Source organism: Acinetobacter sp. AOR12_HL (genome assembly GCF_027855275.1).
Taxonomy (GTDB): Bacteria; Pseudomonadota; Gammaproteobacteria; order Pseudomonadales; family Moraxellaceae; genus Acinetobacter; species Acinetobacter baumannii.
The window spans coordinates 84,329-98,786 of record NZ_JAKTIJ010000029.1; the positions used below are offsets into that span (position 1 = coordinate 84,329).

Consider the following 14,458-nt stretch of genomic DNA (forward strand, 5'->3'; position numbering starts at 1 on the left):
GCGTTTTTTTATACTTTATTTAATAAGTTATAGCAGTTAAATACATTGTATTCTTTAATGACAAAGCTCGAATGCAGAGCAACGACATTATCAATTTTACCAATCCGTCTTAATAAAATTTCGCTGTAGTCGTCCATATTACGTGCAACTAATTCAAGAATAAAATCGGCGCTTTGACCAGTCACCAAAAAAGCATTTGTTACTTCAGGAATGGCTTCAATTTCAGAAAGAAATTTATCAAATGTCTCACTATCATGCTTGCTTAAAGAGACTTGTAGCAAAATATGCAAAGTAAAACCCAATTTGCTAAAGTTAATTTCTCTTTTGAGTTGCCCCATGATATTAGCTTCAATCAAGTGTTTAATTCGGCGATGAACAGAACTAACTGAAAGATTAATCCGTTCTGAAAGCTCATTCAAATTCAGGTCTTCATGAGACAAAATTTCCAGAATTTGTTTATCAAAACGGTCTAACTCCATTCTTTGCTCCAATTAACACGCTTTATAAATTACAGTATATCCTAAAGCTAAGCCTACTTTGGAAATCAAATATCATTAAAAGAGAGAATTAAGCTTTACCACCCTCTTAACTTAACTTTTGCTTGTTAACTGTGCAGTAGTATAACGTTCATAGCGCATTTTCAATTACTTATAGCCTATAACTCTTCAATGATTTAATTAGTATATGAATAAAAGCATATTTAATTTTTAAAAATTTTATAATTTCTTAATTAAAATCAATGAGTTTAAACAATTTTAAAAAGTTGGCACTCTTTTTGTTATGCACATATTGGAAATCTTTTATATCCAATGTGGGGAATGCCTGTGAAAAATATCAAAACATTAATTCTTGCAATGAGCACTATCAGCTTAACTGGTGTAGTTATGCCAGCTCATGCTGCTACTGATGCGGAAGTAGATGCTTTACGCAAAGAAGTTAGTGAGTTAAAGCAACTGGTCCAGCAATTATCAAATCAGCAAAAAGCGGTAACTGTAGTAAATACTCCAACAATGCCGCCAACTACAATTGCAGCAAGCTCACCCGTTCCTCAGAGCAAACCGGGTTGGATGCAAATGCCTGATGGCCAAACGCAAGTCAAGCTTTATGGGAATGTCCGTGTAGATGCAACCTATGACTTTAAGGGGTCAAATGACAGCATTTCAAATGGTGCTAACTATCCTTTGAATAAAGATGAACCAAGACAGGACTCCTTAAATGTATCTGCAGCAACTACACGCATTGGGTTAGATCTTACTCGACCTACACAATACGGCGATTTAACAGGCAAAATTGAAGCCGATTTTATGGGAGGCAATGGCGATAATGGCAGTGGAACTTTCCGTGTACGCCATGCCTATATGTCTTTAGGCAAATGGTTAGCTGGTCAAACCACTTCACCTTTCGTCAATACAGATACTTCTCCGGAAACACTAGACTTTACCGGTGCAGTAGGTACAGGAACCACACGTACTGTACAGGTTCGCTATACTCAACCAATTAATGCTCAACAAAAAATATTAGTTGCCTTAGAAGGTGGTGATGTTGAAAAAGTGAGTAATGCTGCTGGAGGGAGCCGTTTCCCTGCTTTAACTACACGCTACGACTTCAAAACAGCCGATAATAAAGGTCTATTACAGTTACATGGTCTTGCCCATGAAAATCGAGTAGCGCCTAAAGATAGTTCATCTGAAGAAAAATTTGGCTGGGGTGTAGGCATCGGTGGCAAGTACGATATCACGCCTCAGGATAGTGTCCTTGCCAACTATTATCATGTTAAAGGTGATGGCCGCTATTTATCTTATAGCAACTCTGCGTATGCATACGATACGACTACTCAAGATATCAACTTAGGTGAATTCGATAGTGCGGTGATCGGCTACCAACGGAAATGGAGCCCTATTTTCCGCTCTACTTTCGCAATAGGCGGTATTCAATATAAAGATGATAACGTCTATGCAAATAACAATTTAACCAATACTAGCTATAACAAAGAAATTTATAACGCTTTGGTCAACTTAATCTGGAATCCGGTTAAAAATATTGATTTAGGTGCAGAATATACTTACGGCCAGCGTGAAACTTTTGCAGGTGATAAAGGTGATTACTCACGCATAAATTTATTAGCAAAATATAATTTCTAAAATTTAGATGTAAAAAAAGAGCCACTCATGGCTCTTTTTTATTGTCACAATTAGTGCATTGCCTGAATTTTTTCCAAGAAAATTTTAGCGCGCTCATGACGTGCTTCTAAATTATCAAAGAATTCATGGGTTGGGCAATCTTCAAGAATTTTACCTTCATCCATAAAAATTAAACGGTTAGATACGCGTTTTGCAAAGCCCATTTCATGTGTTACACACATCATAGTCATACCTTCATGAGCAAGTTGCACCATCACTTCAAGAACCTCACCTACCATTTCAGGGTCGAGTGCCGAAGTAGGTTCATCAAACAACATACAGATTGGGTCCATTGATAAGCCACGGGCAATAGCAACACGCTGTTGCTGACCACCAGAAAGTTGCCCTGGAAATTTATCCTTATGGGCAAGCAGACCTACACGTTCTAAATATTTAAGACCTTTTTCACGTGCTTCAGCAACTGAACGTTTTAAAACTTTTACTTGGGCAATGGTTAAATTTTCCAAAACAGTCATGTGAGGAAAAAGTTCAAAATGCTGGAACACCATTCCTACCCGAGAACGGAACTTTGCAAGATCAGTTTTCGGATCTTTTAGTGAAACCCCATCAACAATAATGTCGCCTTGCTGAAACGGCTCTAAAGCATTTACAGTTTTAATGAGCGTTGATTTGCCTGAACCGGATGGCCCACAAACAACAACGACATCACCTTTTTCAATACTCGTCGTGCAATCTGTTAAAACCTGAAAATCACCATACCATTTAGAGATATGTTGGATGTCTATCATTGGCATTTAAAATCTCCAATTAGCGAATGATGGCAATTTTTTTCTGCAAACGTTTGACTAATTGCGATAGCACAAACGAGCTACAGAAATACACCACAGCGACGATTAAATAGAATGTTGCTTTCGTTTCAGGACCATAGGTATTAGCCAAAGTATCTGCACGACCTAAGAAGTCTGGTGCACTAATGACATAAACTAATGACACATCCTGAAATAAAATGATGGTTTGAGTAAGTAATACCGGAAGCATATTGCGAAAGGCCTGCGGTAACACCACATAACGCATGGATTGTCCATAGGTAAAACCTAAAGCGTAGCCTGCATTGACTTGCCCTTTTGAAATAGACTGAATACCCGAACGTACAATTTCCGAGAAAAACGCAGCTTCAAAAATGGCAAAAGTCACAACGCTGGAAAATAATGGCCCCCAATACGTATCTGATTGAAACTCAAATATCTTTGGCAACAAGAAATAAAAAATAAAAATAACCTGAATTAATGGGATACCACGGAATAAATCTACATAGAACTTGGCAAAGTTACTTGCAAGGGCGTTGTTGGATAAACGCATCATTGCCAAAGGAGTTCCAATGAGGATGCCCCCCATCATTGCAAGCACGGTTACGGTAAGTGTAAAAATAAATCCTTCTTTTAATGCCGCAATAACATCAGGATTATGCAATAGAGAAAAATCCATAATTATTTTCCTCCCGAGCCTAAACCTGGTACAGCCATGCGTTTTTCAATCCATGCCATTATAAATTTAATGGTGTATGTAATGATTAAATAGACAGGTGTAGACAGAATAAGAATGATAATGTCCTGTGAAGTCTCTTCACGCATGGTTTTGGTATAAGCAAAGAAATTTAAAACACTTAAGGCATATAAAACTGCCGAGTTTTTAAAGACGTTCATTGCTTCTGACGTAATCGTTGGCCATACCGTACGGTATGCAACTGGCAAAATCACATAACGATAACTTTGAGCGGTGGTAAATCCCATAGCCGATGCCGCAAACTTTTGACCACGAGAAACCGTGTTAATTCCGGCTCTGACATGCTCCGAAACACGCGCCGCAGTATAAAGACCCAAAGCAAAAACACCGATAACAGCGGGTTGTTGATTTAAAATGTTTTTCCACCATCCCCCTGCTACAACATCTCCACTTCCTGCACTTAAACTGTCCGGTAAGAACTCCGGAAAAACAAAAGCCCAGAAGAATAACTGTACAATTAATGGAATATTACGGAATATTTCGACATAGCAGTTGCCGATAAAAGCAAGTGGTTTATTGGGTAAAGTACGAATTACCCCGAGGAGAGAACCTAATAAAAATGCGATAAGAAAGGCTACAATGGCAGTCCAAACCATAGTAAAGACACCAGAACCTAACATTTGTAACCATGTGGGCGCCTCAGCATAGGCATTGTAGCTAGAACTACCAATAACCTTACAAACTGATTCTGCCCATGCGGCTTTATCGACACCATATTCATTAGACTCCGCACAGAATATAGTCCAGTTTAGTGAGCCGACTGACATGTTTGCCCCTTAAATTAATATCTTTAGAAAATAGACCACTTGTGCAAATGAATTTTTACACCTGCACAAGTAAATTTAGGACAAAAAGATCCAGTTAGATTCCTGCATCTGTTGGGTGAGCTTTGAGTTTTTTATAAGATGAACTTTGTTGCATGTTCAAATTAGTATTTTTCGGTGGAATTGGCGATAAGAACCATTTTTTATATAAAGCGTCCATTTGACCAGTTTTCCATAAGTTATTTACAGTACGGTCAGCAATTGCTTTAAATTTTGGATCATCTTTTGCAATCATAATGCCATAAGGTTCTGATGAAAGTACTGGACCAACAATTGCAAATGCTTTAGGTGTAGAAGACTTAGCAATTAAGCCTGCTAAAATATTATCATCCATTACAAATGCAGCAGCGCGTCCAGATGCCATCATGGCAAAAGAGTCAGCATGGTCTTTACCATAAATATTTTGTACATTAATTGCTTGGCCTTTTTCATTCATCTTAATGTACTTGTCAGATGTAGTACCTTGAGTAGTAACAACTGCTTTACCATTTAAGTCTGCCAAACTTTTAATACCAGAGTTTGCTTTAACAGCCATGCGTACTTCTGTTGCATAGTAGTTAGTTGAGAAACCTACTTGTTGCTGACGCTGTTTAGAATTTGTGGTGGTACCACATTCCATATCAATATTGCCCGCTAAAAGCTCAGGAATACGTGTTGATGAGGTTACTGCCTTGTATTCAACTTTTAAACCAGGCATTTTCAATTCTTTTTTAATATCATTTGCAAACTGGTTACAAATGTCGACTGCATAACCTACTGGTTTACCTGCAACAACATATGAAATCGGGTCAGACGATTCTCGGTGGCCAATAACGATTTTCCCAGTACTTTTAATTTTAGCTAATGTATCTGCTGCCTGAATTTGAGAAGTAGCACCAACCGTACAAAGCATAACTGTTGAAACAATGAGAGAGGTTGCAGAACGTTTCATAAGAACTCCTTGATGATCATTCCCTCTATTTGTCTACAGAATCATTCATATAGAGAAATAGAGTGATTTATTATTAAATTGCAATTATCGAGCCAACTTTTCCAAGTAGGACACGTCCATTTGCTTCACTTATTATTTATCTGTTTCGCAGAATTAATACCTTTAAAACTGCTCACATGTTTCTACTTTAATCTATGTTTTAATCTTCTGTCTATTATTAAGCTCATCTATTTACACTTAAATGTGGCAATTATTGATTACAATGTAAACACATGCACAATAAAGTGGCTTAAATTTTTCTAAAAACTGTTTTTAGCAAAAGTAACTTTTATCCCCAAAATAAAAGATCAAATTTATTAGTAGCTTATACTTAAGTTGAATAAACAGTAATAAATATTAAATTAAGCATCAAAATAATGTACATAAATGTTTTATTAAAAATCATTTATAAAATTGATAGTAATATTTTTTAAGTATCTTTAAAGTTAAAAAATAAAAAAGCCCCGATTTTATCGGAGCTTTTTAAAAACTAAAATTTAAATTCCTCGCCAATCAACGCGTGCATTACGTTCAGTTTGATATATTCTTAAAACGTACTGTCCAAGCGGCAAATCAAGTAAATATTTCTGACAATTACTCCAATCGGGCGATACTTCCCCATCTTCTTCCCTTTCCCATGGTGTACCTTTTATTTCTAATAAAGGTGCAAGCATAGAACATACTGAAATATCAGCGAGGCTTAAGCGGTCACCAACCATATAACGTGCTTGGTTTTCAATTAAATAGTGGTTTAACTCATTAATGAGTTCATCCATGCGTCCTTTTGACTGACTTACGAGCTCTTCTTCAAGCTTATAGTTCTTCTTGACTAGAGTCTTGAGAAACGGTTTTGATATTTTCTCAAACTGTCGTAAGTAGCCTTGTTCGCCCATCATAATCTCTAGAGCATGATCACCTTGAGCTAAAGTATGAGCAAGTGCCCAACGACGTACATGCACCCCAAGTTCATCTGCCAAACTATCAATTTTAAGAGTTTGCTGTCTAAGTTGTTCATCACGGCGTAAAAGTGCATGTTCCGGATAAGTATCATCCAGATAAAGCGCAATTTTAGTCGACTCAGCAATCCAGCGATGGTCATCTTTTAAAATCGGCAACAAATTTTGACCTGTTTTAAGTTGTGCAAAAGCACGGTGAAATCCAGGAATCAAATTATGTGCAACGTAATCAAGTTCTTTATGGTCTAACAACCAGCGAGCTTTTTCACAATAATGAGACAAAGGAAACTGATACAAAACCCGCATAAAATCTCCACGTTTATTTTTATTTGACTATTCGTACAAAAATCGTCTTCGGTAAGTAGATACTTTAGAAGCTATTTTTAATGAAAACAATGGATATTGTGCTCATTTTTCACTGACAGTTAGGTCTATATTTTTTATATCTTTTTTTACCGTACTTATAGCTCTTTTTCATATTAAAAACTTTTTAGTTATTCATTTTACAAATAAAAATTATAATTTATTGATTTTTAATATATTTCTATATCTATATTTATCTATTAAAAATCAAAAAAAGTGCTTTGCATTTTTATTCATAAGCTGAGCATAAGTCCTCGTTTAGTGGAAAAATATTTCTTTTGTAAGGTAATGACAGCAATACAAGGTGTCATTATGTCTAATTCTCTATTTAAAACGACGGCATACGTCCAAGTCATTCAAAATGATCAACAAGCAATTAATGCTGCTTATCAAGTGGCTGATTTTGCTTTAGAGGGTCGTAATACACGTGATCAACAACGCTTATTACCGCATGAGCAAATCGAAAGCTTTAGCCAAAAGGGTTTAGGCGGAATTCGCATTGCAAAAAAATATGGCGGCGCTTTTGTTTCCAATAAAACTTTGGCACAAGTTTTCCGTATTTTAAGTAAAGGTGATGCAAATGTTGGTCAGATTCCACAAAATCAGATTAGCCTGTTAAACCTGATTGAAATCATGGGTACAGAACAACAAAAACAATTTATCTTTTCAGAAATATTAGCCGGTAAACGTCTTGCCAACGGTGGTCCCGAACGAAATACCCATGACTCAAAAACCTTAAAAACTACTCTTACTATTGAAAACGGCAAATATATTTTAAACGGCGAAAAGTTTTATTCGACGGGAACAAGTTTTGCGCATTGGCTCGCAATTAAAGCGGTTCATCCTGAAGGCCATGTCGTTTTAGTGATTGTTAACCGAGATGCTCAAGGCATTGAAGTTATTAATGACTGGAATGGGTTTGGTCAACGTACTACAGCGAGTGGTACAGTTAAATTAAATCAAGTTGAAGTTAATCCTGAACTTATTTTTGATGAGCGATTATTAACACAAGTTCCAACCTATCGCGGTGCGTATTCGCAGTTATTACAAGTGGCAATTGATGTCGGTATTGCGGAAGCTGCTTTTGAAGATACTTTATCGACCATACACAAAGCGCGCCCAATTATTGATGCAAATGTTGAAAAAGCCAGCTTTGAACATTACACCCTACAAGAGGTGGGTAAGTTAAATATTTTACTCGACGCAGCAATTTTACTGCTTGATGAAGCTGCTGAATATTTAGATGAACTTGATCAACTTCAAACGGTGACTGACGAACAAGTAGCAAAAGCTTCAATTTTGGTCGCAGAAGCAAAAGTCTATGCCAATGATGCTGCCCTACAAATCTCTGAAAAACTACTAGAGCTAGGCGGTAGCCGCTCAAGCTTAAGCCAACATAATTTAGATCAACATTGGCGAAATGCCCGTGTACATACCTTACACGACCCTGTTCGCTGGAAATTACATGCCATTGGCAATTATTACCTTAATGGTCATTTCCCTGCCCGCCATGCCTGGATTTAAGGAGCAATTGTCATGACTTCATATCAATCGGTTCAAACCAAACAAACATCGGCATCTGGTCAAGCACATATTATTCAAAATGATGCGGAAGCTTTAGAAATTGCCAAACAATTTGCCGAACAATTTAAAAAAACCGCAGTTGAGCGAGACGCTAAGCGAATTTTACCGTATACCGAAATTGATGCATTGAGCCAGTCTGGGCTTTGGGCAATTACAGTGCCAAAGCAATATGGTGGTGCCGAAGTTTCAAGCCATACAGTTGCCAAAGTAATTGCGCTTTTAAGTGGTGCAGACGGTTCAATCGGACAAATTCCACAAAACCACTTCTATGCATTAGAAGTGTTACGCAATACAGGTACAGAAACTCAGAAACAACGTTTATACGGCGAAGTGTTAAATGGCACCCGCTTTGGTAATGCTCTGGCTGAGTTTAAAACTAAAACTTCAACCCATAAACAAACTAACATTCGTCCGCATGAAAATGGCTATCTTATTCAGGGTGAAAAGTTTTACTGCACAGGAAGTCTATTTGCTCACCGTATTCCTACCTTAGTTTTAGACGATGCAGGGCGTGAGTATCTGGCATTTGTAAAAAGTGGTTCACAAGGTTTAAAACTTGTAGATGACTGGTCTGGCTTTGGGCAAAAAACCACAGGCAGCGGTACAGTTAAATTTGATCAAGTTTTTGTCGATGCAGATGATGTTATTCCTTTTGATACTGCATTTTTACAGCCAACCTTAGTTGGTCCTTTTGCCCAAATCATGCATGCATCTATTGAGGTAGGCATTGCACGTGCAGCCTTTGAAGAAAGCTTGCAAAGAGTGCATCAAGCTCGCCCATGGATTGATTCAAATGTAGAAACAGCCAACCAAGATCCTTTAACGATTTATGAATTAGGACGCATTGCGGTAGATGTACGAGCTAGTGAAGTCCTATTAAAACAGGCAGCTCAATCAATTGATGCCGCAAAAATTGAAACCACACCTGAAAGCATTGCTAAAGCATCCATCGATGTTGCAAAAGTGCGTGCTCATAGTAGCGATATCGCACTCAAAGCATCGTCTAAGCTGATTGAACTTGCTGGTAGCCGCGGTAGTCAGTCTCAAGATGGCCTAGACCGTTTCTGGCGTAATGCGCGAGTACATACCTTACATGATGCCGCACGATGGAAATATTACTTTATTGGGAACTACGTTCTTAACGGTGTTCTACCACCTCGTCGGGGGACATTGTAATGGCAGATTTCAAAGCGAAAGAGATTTTATTAAACGCCTTTGATATGAACTGCGTTGGTCATATTAATCATGGCTTATGGACACATCCACGTGATGAATCACATCGTTTTAACGAATTGAGCTATTGGACAGAACAGGCCAAAACTTTAGAAAATGGTTTATTTGATGGTTTGTTTATCGCTGATATTACAGGTGTGTACGACGTCTATCAAAACGGTATAGATCTGACTTTAAAAGAGTCCATTCAGCTTCCGAGCCATGACCCGTCTACACTCATTTCAGCAATGGCGGCAGTCACTCAAAACTTAAGTTTTGGGGTCACTGTGAACTTAAGCTATGAGCATCCATATCAATTTGCTCGCCGCTTTGCGAGTCTCGACCATTTAACTCAAGGTCGTATTGGCTGGAATATTGTTACAGGTTATCTAGATAGTGCCGAACGCTTAATTGGTCAAAAGGGTTTAAAAGACCACGATGCCCGCTATGAGCAAGCAGAAGAGTTTTTAGAACTTTGCTACAAATATTGGGAAGGTTCTTGGGAAAACGACGCAGTTAAAAAAGATAAAGCACGGCGTGTTTTTACAGATCCATCTAAGGTGCATACCATTCACCACCATGGAAAGTATTACCAGAGTGAAGGCGTGTTTCAGGTATCTCCTTCTGTACAACGCACTCCAACCCTATTTCAAGCAGGTGCTTCACCTAAAGGTATGCAGTTTGCAACACGTCATGCTGAATGTGTATTTATTGGCGGTGACAAACCCGAAAAGATACGCGAACAAGTGAAAAAGATTCGTACTCTTGCCGAACAGCAAGGACGCTCAGCGAACGATATTAAAGTGTTTGTCGGCATAACTGTTGTTGTGGCCGAAACACATGATCTGGCTGTACAAAAACTTAATGAATATCGTCAGTATGCGAGCCCTGAAGCAGGCTTAGCGCATTATGCGAGTTCAACAGGCATTGACTTAAGTAAGTTTGCTGACGATGAAGCGATTCCTTACCAAAAAAGTAACAGCATTGTTTCGATTACCGAAAAGTTTAAAGAACAGCAAATCACAAAAAATGACTTAAAAGCTCAGCATGTTTTAGGTGGTCGTTACCCTCTCATCGTAGGTAGTGGCGAAGAGGTTGCTGAATACTTAATTCATCTTTTAGATGAGACTGATATTGATGGCTTTAATTTGACACGTACTGTTGCACCTGAGTCTCACCATGACTTTATTCGCTTGGTCATTCCAGAGCTACAACAACGTGGTCGCTATAAAACTGCATATAAAACGGGTTCACTACGGAACAAAATTTTTAATCGGGGTGATCACTTACCAGAACAGCACCCTGTTCAAGCGTTCCGATGTAGTCCCTATAACAACAGCAAAAACTTAACAAAAATTGAAGAAATAACCGCTTAAATTTGGAGATAGACATGGCTCAAACAGCCTCTAAAAAATGGCTAGGCATAGGCTTGGTTGTTGTAGTCCTTTTTGTTGCTTTGTTCTTATGGAATAAACATCGTCAAAGTGGCTCAAATGAACTTGTGATTGGCATTAGTCCACCATTTGCAAAACCTTTACAAGCTGCTGCCGATGAAGCAAAGAAACAAGGTTTAAATGTAAAACTGGTCGAATTTTCTGACTGGAATACCCCAAACATTACCTTAAATCATGGGGATATTGATGCGAACTTTTTCCAGCATCAACCCTTCTTAGATAATGCAATTAAAGAAACTGGCTTTAAGTTAAAGGCATTTGCAGTAGGTGCAGCCTCACATGTGGGACTGTATTCAAAGAAATATAAAAGTCTTGATGAATTGCCACAAAACGCACGCGTAGTCATTCCAAATGATCCGGTGAACCAAGGCCGTGCCCTACTTCTTTTACAACAAGCTAAGTTAATTACGCTTAAAGATTCAAATAATCACTTATCTGCACTCAAAGATGTTGTTTCAAACCCTAAAAATTTGCAATTTATTGAGGTTGAAGGACCACAGACTGCTCGTGCAATTGATGATGTTGACTTGGCTTTTGGCTATCCACATTACTTGCGCTTAGCAAAAACAGCTGACCCTAATAGTGCGCTTTTACTGGATGACAATACCAATAAACGTTATGCCATTTTGTTTGTAGTGCGTGATGACTATCAGGACAAGGGCGACAAATTAAAGAAATTTGTTGAGATCTATCAAAACTCGCCAAAAGTTAAAGCTGTGTTAGACGCTGAAATTGGGCCAAAACTTTGGTTCCCTGGCTGGAAGTAATAACGGAAAGATTATGGCGATTCAGTTCAAACAGCATAAGCCTTGGTTACTCGGAATTACGATTTTAATCGTAGTTCTGGGCCTTGTCGGTTACCGTTATATTAAAAATAAACAAGCCGATGATGTTTTAACGATTGGCATTAGCCCGCCTTATGCTGAGCTATTACAAAGCGTTGCCAATGAAGTAGAAAAGCAAGGCGTTCATGTCAAACTCGTTGAATTTTCTGATTGGCGAGCACCCAATGTTGCCGTACAAAACGGCGATATTGATGCAAACTTTTTCCAGCAAAGCGTATTTCTACGTAATGCTGTTAAAGAAACGGGTTATGACTTACATGCATTTGGTGTGGGTTCAGGAAGTCATGTGGGTTTATATTCAAAAAAATATAAATCACTTGAAGATTTACCTTTAAATGCACGTGTTGCTATTCCAAATGATCCGGTTAATTTAGCCCGTGCTTTAATTTTATTGCACCGTGCAGGTTTAATTCAGCTTAAAGATATAAATAATGAACTTTCAACCACTCAAGACATTATAGCTAATCCTAAACAGCTGAGCTTTGTTGAAGTTGAAGGCCCACAGACAGCACATGCCTATAACGATGTCGATTTAATTTTCGGCTTCCCCCACTACTTAAAAATGGCAAAGGTAACTGACCCACATAGCGCATTATTTTTAGATCCAATCGATAAAAAATATGCAATTTTGTTTGTGACTCGTCGCGATTACGAAGACAAAAACCAAAAACTTGCAACCTTTGTTAAAGCATTCCAGAACTCAAAACAAGCACAAGATATTCTGGATAAAGACTTTGGTAAAGGTATGTGGTTTCAAGGCTGGAAATAAGGAGAATGACGATGGTGAGTTTTGGATCACAAGTTGATTTTTCTCTACCCCATATCAAAATTCGTGGTTTAAATAAGTTTTACCAATCTCAAGGTCAAAAACTGCATGCATTAAAAGAGATTAACCTTGATATCCCACAAGGTAAGATTTTAGGCATTATTGGTAAAAGTGGTGCAGGAAAATCTTCCTTACTTCGTACATTAAACGGTTTAGAACAAGTAAATACTGGCAGCATTCATATTCATCAACAAAACATTGCTGAATTGAGCCATTCCGAGCTTATTCAAACCCGTCAACGAATTGGAATGATTTTTCAACATTTCAATTTAATGTCGGCAAAAACAGTTTGGGAAAACGTGGCATTGCCCTTAAAAGTTTCCAATTACAACAAAGCAGATATTGACCAACGCGTAAATGAGGTTCTAGCTCTCGTAGGTCTTGCAGATAAATCTAACTATTATCCATCACAACTTTCTGGCGGACAAAAGCAACGTGTTGGTATTGCACGCGCACTTGTTCACCACCCAGAAATTTTACTGTGTGACGAGGCAACCTCGGCACTTGATCCTGAAAGTACTGCCACTATTTTGGCTTTACTTAAAAAGATTAATCAGGAACTTGGTCTCACCATTGTATTAATTACTCATGAAATGCAAGTGATTCGAGAAATTTGTGATCAAGTCGTGGTGATTGACCAAGGTGAGATTGTAGAGGCTGGGCAAGTTTGGTCGGTATTTTCACGACCAGAGCAACAAATTACTCAAGAACTATTAAACCTTGAGCAGATCACTCTGCCTTTTAAAATCAGCCGTCTACCCGATGAAGATTCGACTCATATTATTGTAAAACTGAAATATGAGGCTGAAGCACATCAGGTTTCAGATATTCAAGAACTACTTGCCAGATTCAAAGCACCAGTCAATTTATATCAAAGTCAGGTCGATACCATTCAAGGGCACATTATTGGCTCACTTTTAGTTGGTATTCCTAACGTAGAAATTGATCTTTCATCTATACAACAAGATGCATTAACAGCAATCGCACAATTTGAGGTACTTGGCTATGCAAGACCAGCTCATTGATTTATTAATTACTGGAACTGTAGATACCTTGCTCATGGTAGGCGCATCTGCGTTCATTGCCTTTTTAATTGGCTTACCTATCGCTGTTATTTTAGTCAGCACTTCTGAACATGGCATTCACCCATCACAAAAGATTAATCAGGCTTTGGGGTGGGTCATCAATATCACTCGCTCAGTACCTTTTCTTATTTTAATGGTAGCACTTATTCCACTGACTCGCTGGATTGTCGGCACGAGTTACGGCGTATGGGCGGCTGTTGTTCCCTTAACGATTGCGGCCATTCCGTTTTTTGCCCGTATTGCAGAAGTCAGCTTACGTGAAGTCGATCAAGGCTTAATTGAAGCTGCACAAGCCATGGGTTGTAACCGCAAACAAATTATCTGGCACGTACTTTTACCAGAGGCTTTGCCAGGTATTGTGGCAGGCTTTACAGTGACTATAGTGACAATGATTAATTCATCTGCGATTGCTGGTGCTATTGGTGCAGGTGGCTTAGGAGACATTGCTTATCGATATGGTTATCAACGTTTTGATATGCAAATTATGTTGGCCGTTATTTTAGTATTGATTGTTTTAGTCATGTTAGTACAAGCGACTGGTGATGCATTAGCCCAGCAACTCGATAAACGTAAAGTTTAAACACAACAGAACCCTGCTCTAGCCATGACTTTGTCATGGCTTTCATGTAAAATCA

General features: G+C 38.3%; 14 protein-coding genes. 8 read left to right on the plus strand and 6 right to left on the minus strand.

Translation table 11 applies throughout. The features are described from left to right. Positions 1–8: 8 nt before the first annotated feature. Positions 9–479, minus strand: a complete 471-nt coding sequence (locus tag MKL36_RS15440) for an Lrp/AsnC family transcriptional regulator (RefSeq protein ID WP_000418050.1) — start codon at positions 477–479, stop codon at positions 9–11. 345 nt (positions 480–824) lie between these two features. Here MKL36_RS15440 and MKL36_RS15445 point away from each other — a divergent pair, with 345 nt between their 5' ends. Beyond that, positions 825–2,141 carry a DcaP family trimeric outer membrane transporter gene (locus MKL36_RS15445; RefSeq protein WP_199942039.1) on the plus strand — a complete coding sequence of 439 codons (1,317 nt, stop codon included), beginning with the start codon at positions 825–827 and terminating at the stop codon, positions 2,139–2,141. A 50-nt stretch (positions 2,142–2,191) separates the two neighbouring features. On the opposite strand, the gene MKL36_RS15450 is transcribed toward MKL36_RS15445, so the two are convergent. The 5 genes from MKL36_RS15450 to MKL36_RS15470 form a co-directional block, all read right to left on the minus strand. Further along, positions 2,192–2,935 carry an amino acid ABC transporter ATP-binding protein gene (locus tag MKL36_RS15450; RefSeq protein WP_001132006.1) on the minus strand — a complete coding sequence of 248 codons (744 nt, stop codon included), beginning with the start codon at positions 2,933–2,935 and terminating at the stop codon, positions 2,192–2,194. A 13-nt stretch (positions 2,936–2,948) separates the two neighbouring features. After that, positions 2,949–3,626 (minus strand): amino acid ABC transporter permease, encoded by a 678-nt coding sequence (locus tag MKL36_RS15455; RefSeq protein WP_000347804.1) that lies wholly within the window; start codon positions 3,624–3,626, stop codon positions 2,949–2,951. Positions 3,627–3,628: 2 nt separating this feature from the next. After that, positions 3,629–4,471, minus strand: coding sequence for an amino acid ABC transporter permease (locus MKL36_RS15460; protein ID WP_000110649.1), 843 nt, complete (start codon positions 4,469–4,471; stop codon positions 3,629–3,631). A gap of 94 nt (positions 4,472–4,565) precedes the next feature. Then, on the minus strand, positions 4,566–5,459 hold the full coding sequence (locus MKL36_RS15465) for an amino acid ABC transporter substrate-binding protein (RefSeq protein ID WP_000830363.1): 894 nt from the start codon (positions 5,457–5,459) through the stop codon (positions 4,566–4,568). A 536-nt stretch (positions 5,460–5,995) separates the two neighbouring features. Further along, complete coding sequence (locus MKL36_RS15470) at positions 5,996–6,760, minus strand: glutathione S-transferase family protein (protein WP_021510847.1); 765 nt, start codon at positions 6,758–6,760, stop codon at positions 5,996–5,998. 345 nt (positions 6,761–7,105) lie between these two features. Between MKL36_RS15470 and MKL36_RS15475 the strand changes: the two genes are divergently transcribed. The 7 genes from MKL36_RS15475 to MKL36_RS15505 are packed head-to-tail and all read left to right on the plus strand — an operon-like array spanning position 7,106 to position 14,403. Next, complete coding sequence (locus MKL36_RS15475; RefSeq protein ID WP_086374133.1) at positions 7,106–8,341, plus strand: SfnB family sulfur acquisition oxidoreductase; 1,236 nt, start codon at positions 7,106–7,108, stop codon at positions 8,339–8,341. Between the two features lie 12 nt (positions 8,342–8,353). Further along, a complete protein-coding gene (locus MKL36_RS15480) occupies positions 8,354–9,577 on the plus strand; it encodes an SfnB family sulfur acquisition oxidoreductase (protein ID WP_000205199.1) in 1,224 nt (407 codons plus the stop codon). Then, positions 9,577–10,989, plus strand: coding sequence for an LLM class flavin-dependent oxidoreductase (locus tag MKL36_RS15485; protein ID WP_000753083.1), 1,413 nt, complete (start codon positions 9,577–9,579; stop codon positions 10,987–10,989). The genes MKL36_RS15480 and MKL36_RS15485 overlap by 1 nt, the downstream gene beginning before the upstream one ends. Before the next feature lie 14 nt (positions 10,990–11,003). Further along, complete coding sequence (locus tag MKL36_RS15490) at positions 11,004–11,834, plus strand: MetQ/NlpA family ABC transporter substrate-binding protein (RefSeq protein WP_000079415.1); 831 nt, start codon at positions 11,004–11,006, stop codon at positions 11,832–11,834. 13 nt (positions 11,835–11,847) lie between these two features. Next, positions 11,848–12,681, plus strand: a complete 834-nt coding sequence (locus tag MKL36_RS15495; protein WP_021510849.1) for a MetQ/NlpA family ABC transporter substrate-binding protein — start codon at positions 11,848–11,850, stop codon at positions 12,679–12,681. A 5-nt stretch (positions 12,682–12,686) separates the two neighbouring features. After that, positions 12,687–13,763, plus strand: coding sequence for a methionine ABC transporter ATP-binding protein (locus MKL36_RS15500; RefSeq protein ID WP_086374134.1), 1,077 nt, complete (start codon positions 12,687–12,689; stop codon positions 13,761–13,763). Continuing rightward, positions 13,744–14,403, plus strand: coding sequence for a methionine ABC transporter permease (locus tag MKL36_RS15505; protein ID WP_001153960.1), 660 nt, complete (start codon positions 13,744–13,746; stop codon positions 14,401–14,403). Before MKL36_RS15500 ends, MKL36_RS15505 begins: the two co-directional genes overlap by 20 nt. Positions 14,404–14,458 lie beyond the last annotated feature (55 nt).

Excerpts from the sequence above, each read along its gene's own strand:
- MKL36_RS15440 (WP_000418050.1), bottom strand. The coding sequence starts at position 479 with ATGGAGTTAGACCGTTTTGATAAACAAATTCTGGAAATTTTGTCTCAT.
- MKL36_RS15450 (WP_001132006.1), bottom strand. The coding sequence starts at position 2,935 with ATGCCAATGATAGACATCCAACATATCTCTAAATGGTATGGTGATTTT.
- MKL36_RS15455 (WP_000347804.1), bottom strand. The coding sequence starts at position 3,626 with ATGGATTTTTCTCTATTGCATAATCCTGATGTTATTGCGGCATTAAAA.
- MKL36_RS15460 (WP_000110649.1), bottom strand. The coding sequence starts at position 4,471 with ATGTCAGTCGGCTCACTAAACTGGACTATATTCTGTGCGGAGTCTAAT.
- MKL36_RS15465 (WP_000830363.1), bottom strand. The coding sequence starts at position 5,459 with ATGAAACGTTCTGCAACCTCTCTCATTGTTTCAACAGTTATGCTTTGT.
- MKL36_RS15470 (WP_021510847.1), bottom strand. The coding sequence starts at position 6,760 with ATGCGGGTTTTGTATCAGTTTCCTTTGTCTCATTATTGTGAAAAAGCT.
- MKL36_RS15475 (WP_086374133.1), top strand. The coding sequence starts at position 7,106 with ATGACAGCAATACAAGGTGTCATTATGTCTAATTCTCTATTTAAAACG.
- MKL36_RS15480 (WP_000205199.1), top strand. The coding sequence starts at position 8,354 with ATGACTTCATATCAATCGGTTCAAACCAAACAAACATCGGCATCTGGT.
- MKL36_RS15485 (WP_000753083.1), top strand. The coding sequence starts at position 9,577 with ATGGCAGATTTCAAAGCGAAAGAGATTTTATTAAACGCCTTTGATATG.
- MKL36_RS15490 (WP_000079415.1), top strand. The coding sequence starts at position 11,004 with ATGGCTCAAACAGCCTCTAAAAAATGGCTAGGCATAGGCTTGGTTGTT.
- MKL36_RS15495 (WP_021510849.1), top strand. The coding sequence starts at position 11,848 with ATGGCGATTCAGTTCAAACAGCATAAGCCTTGGTTACTCGGAATTACG.
- MKL36_RS15500 (WP_086374134.1), top strand. The coding sequence starts at position 12,687 with ATGACGATGGTGAGTTTTGGATCACAAGTTGATTTTTCTCTACCCCAT.
- MKL36_RS15505 (WP_001153960.1), top strand. The coding sequence starts at position 13,744 with ATGCAAGACCAGCTCATTGATTTATTAATTACTGGAACTGTAGATACC.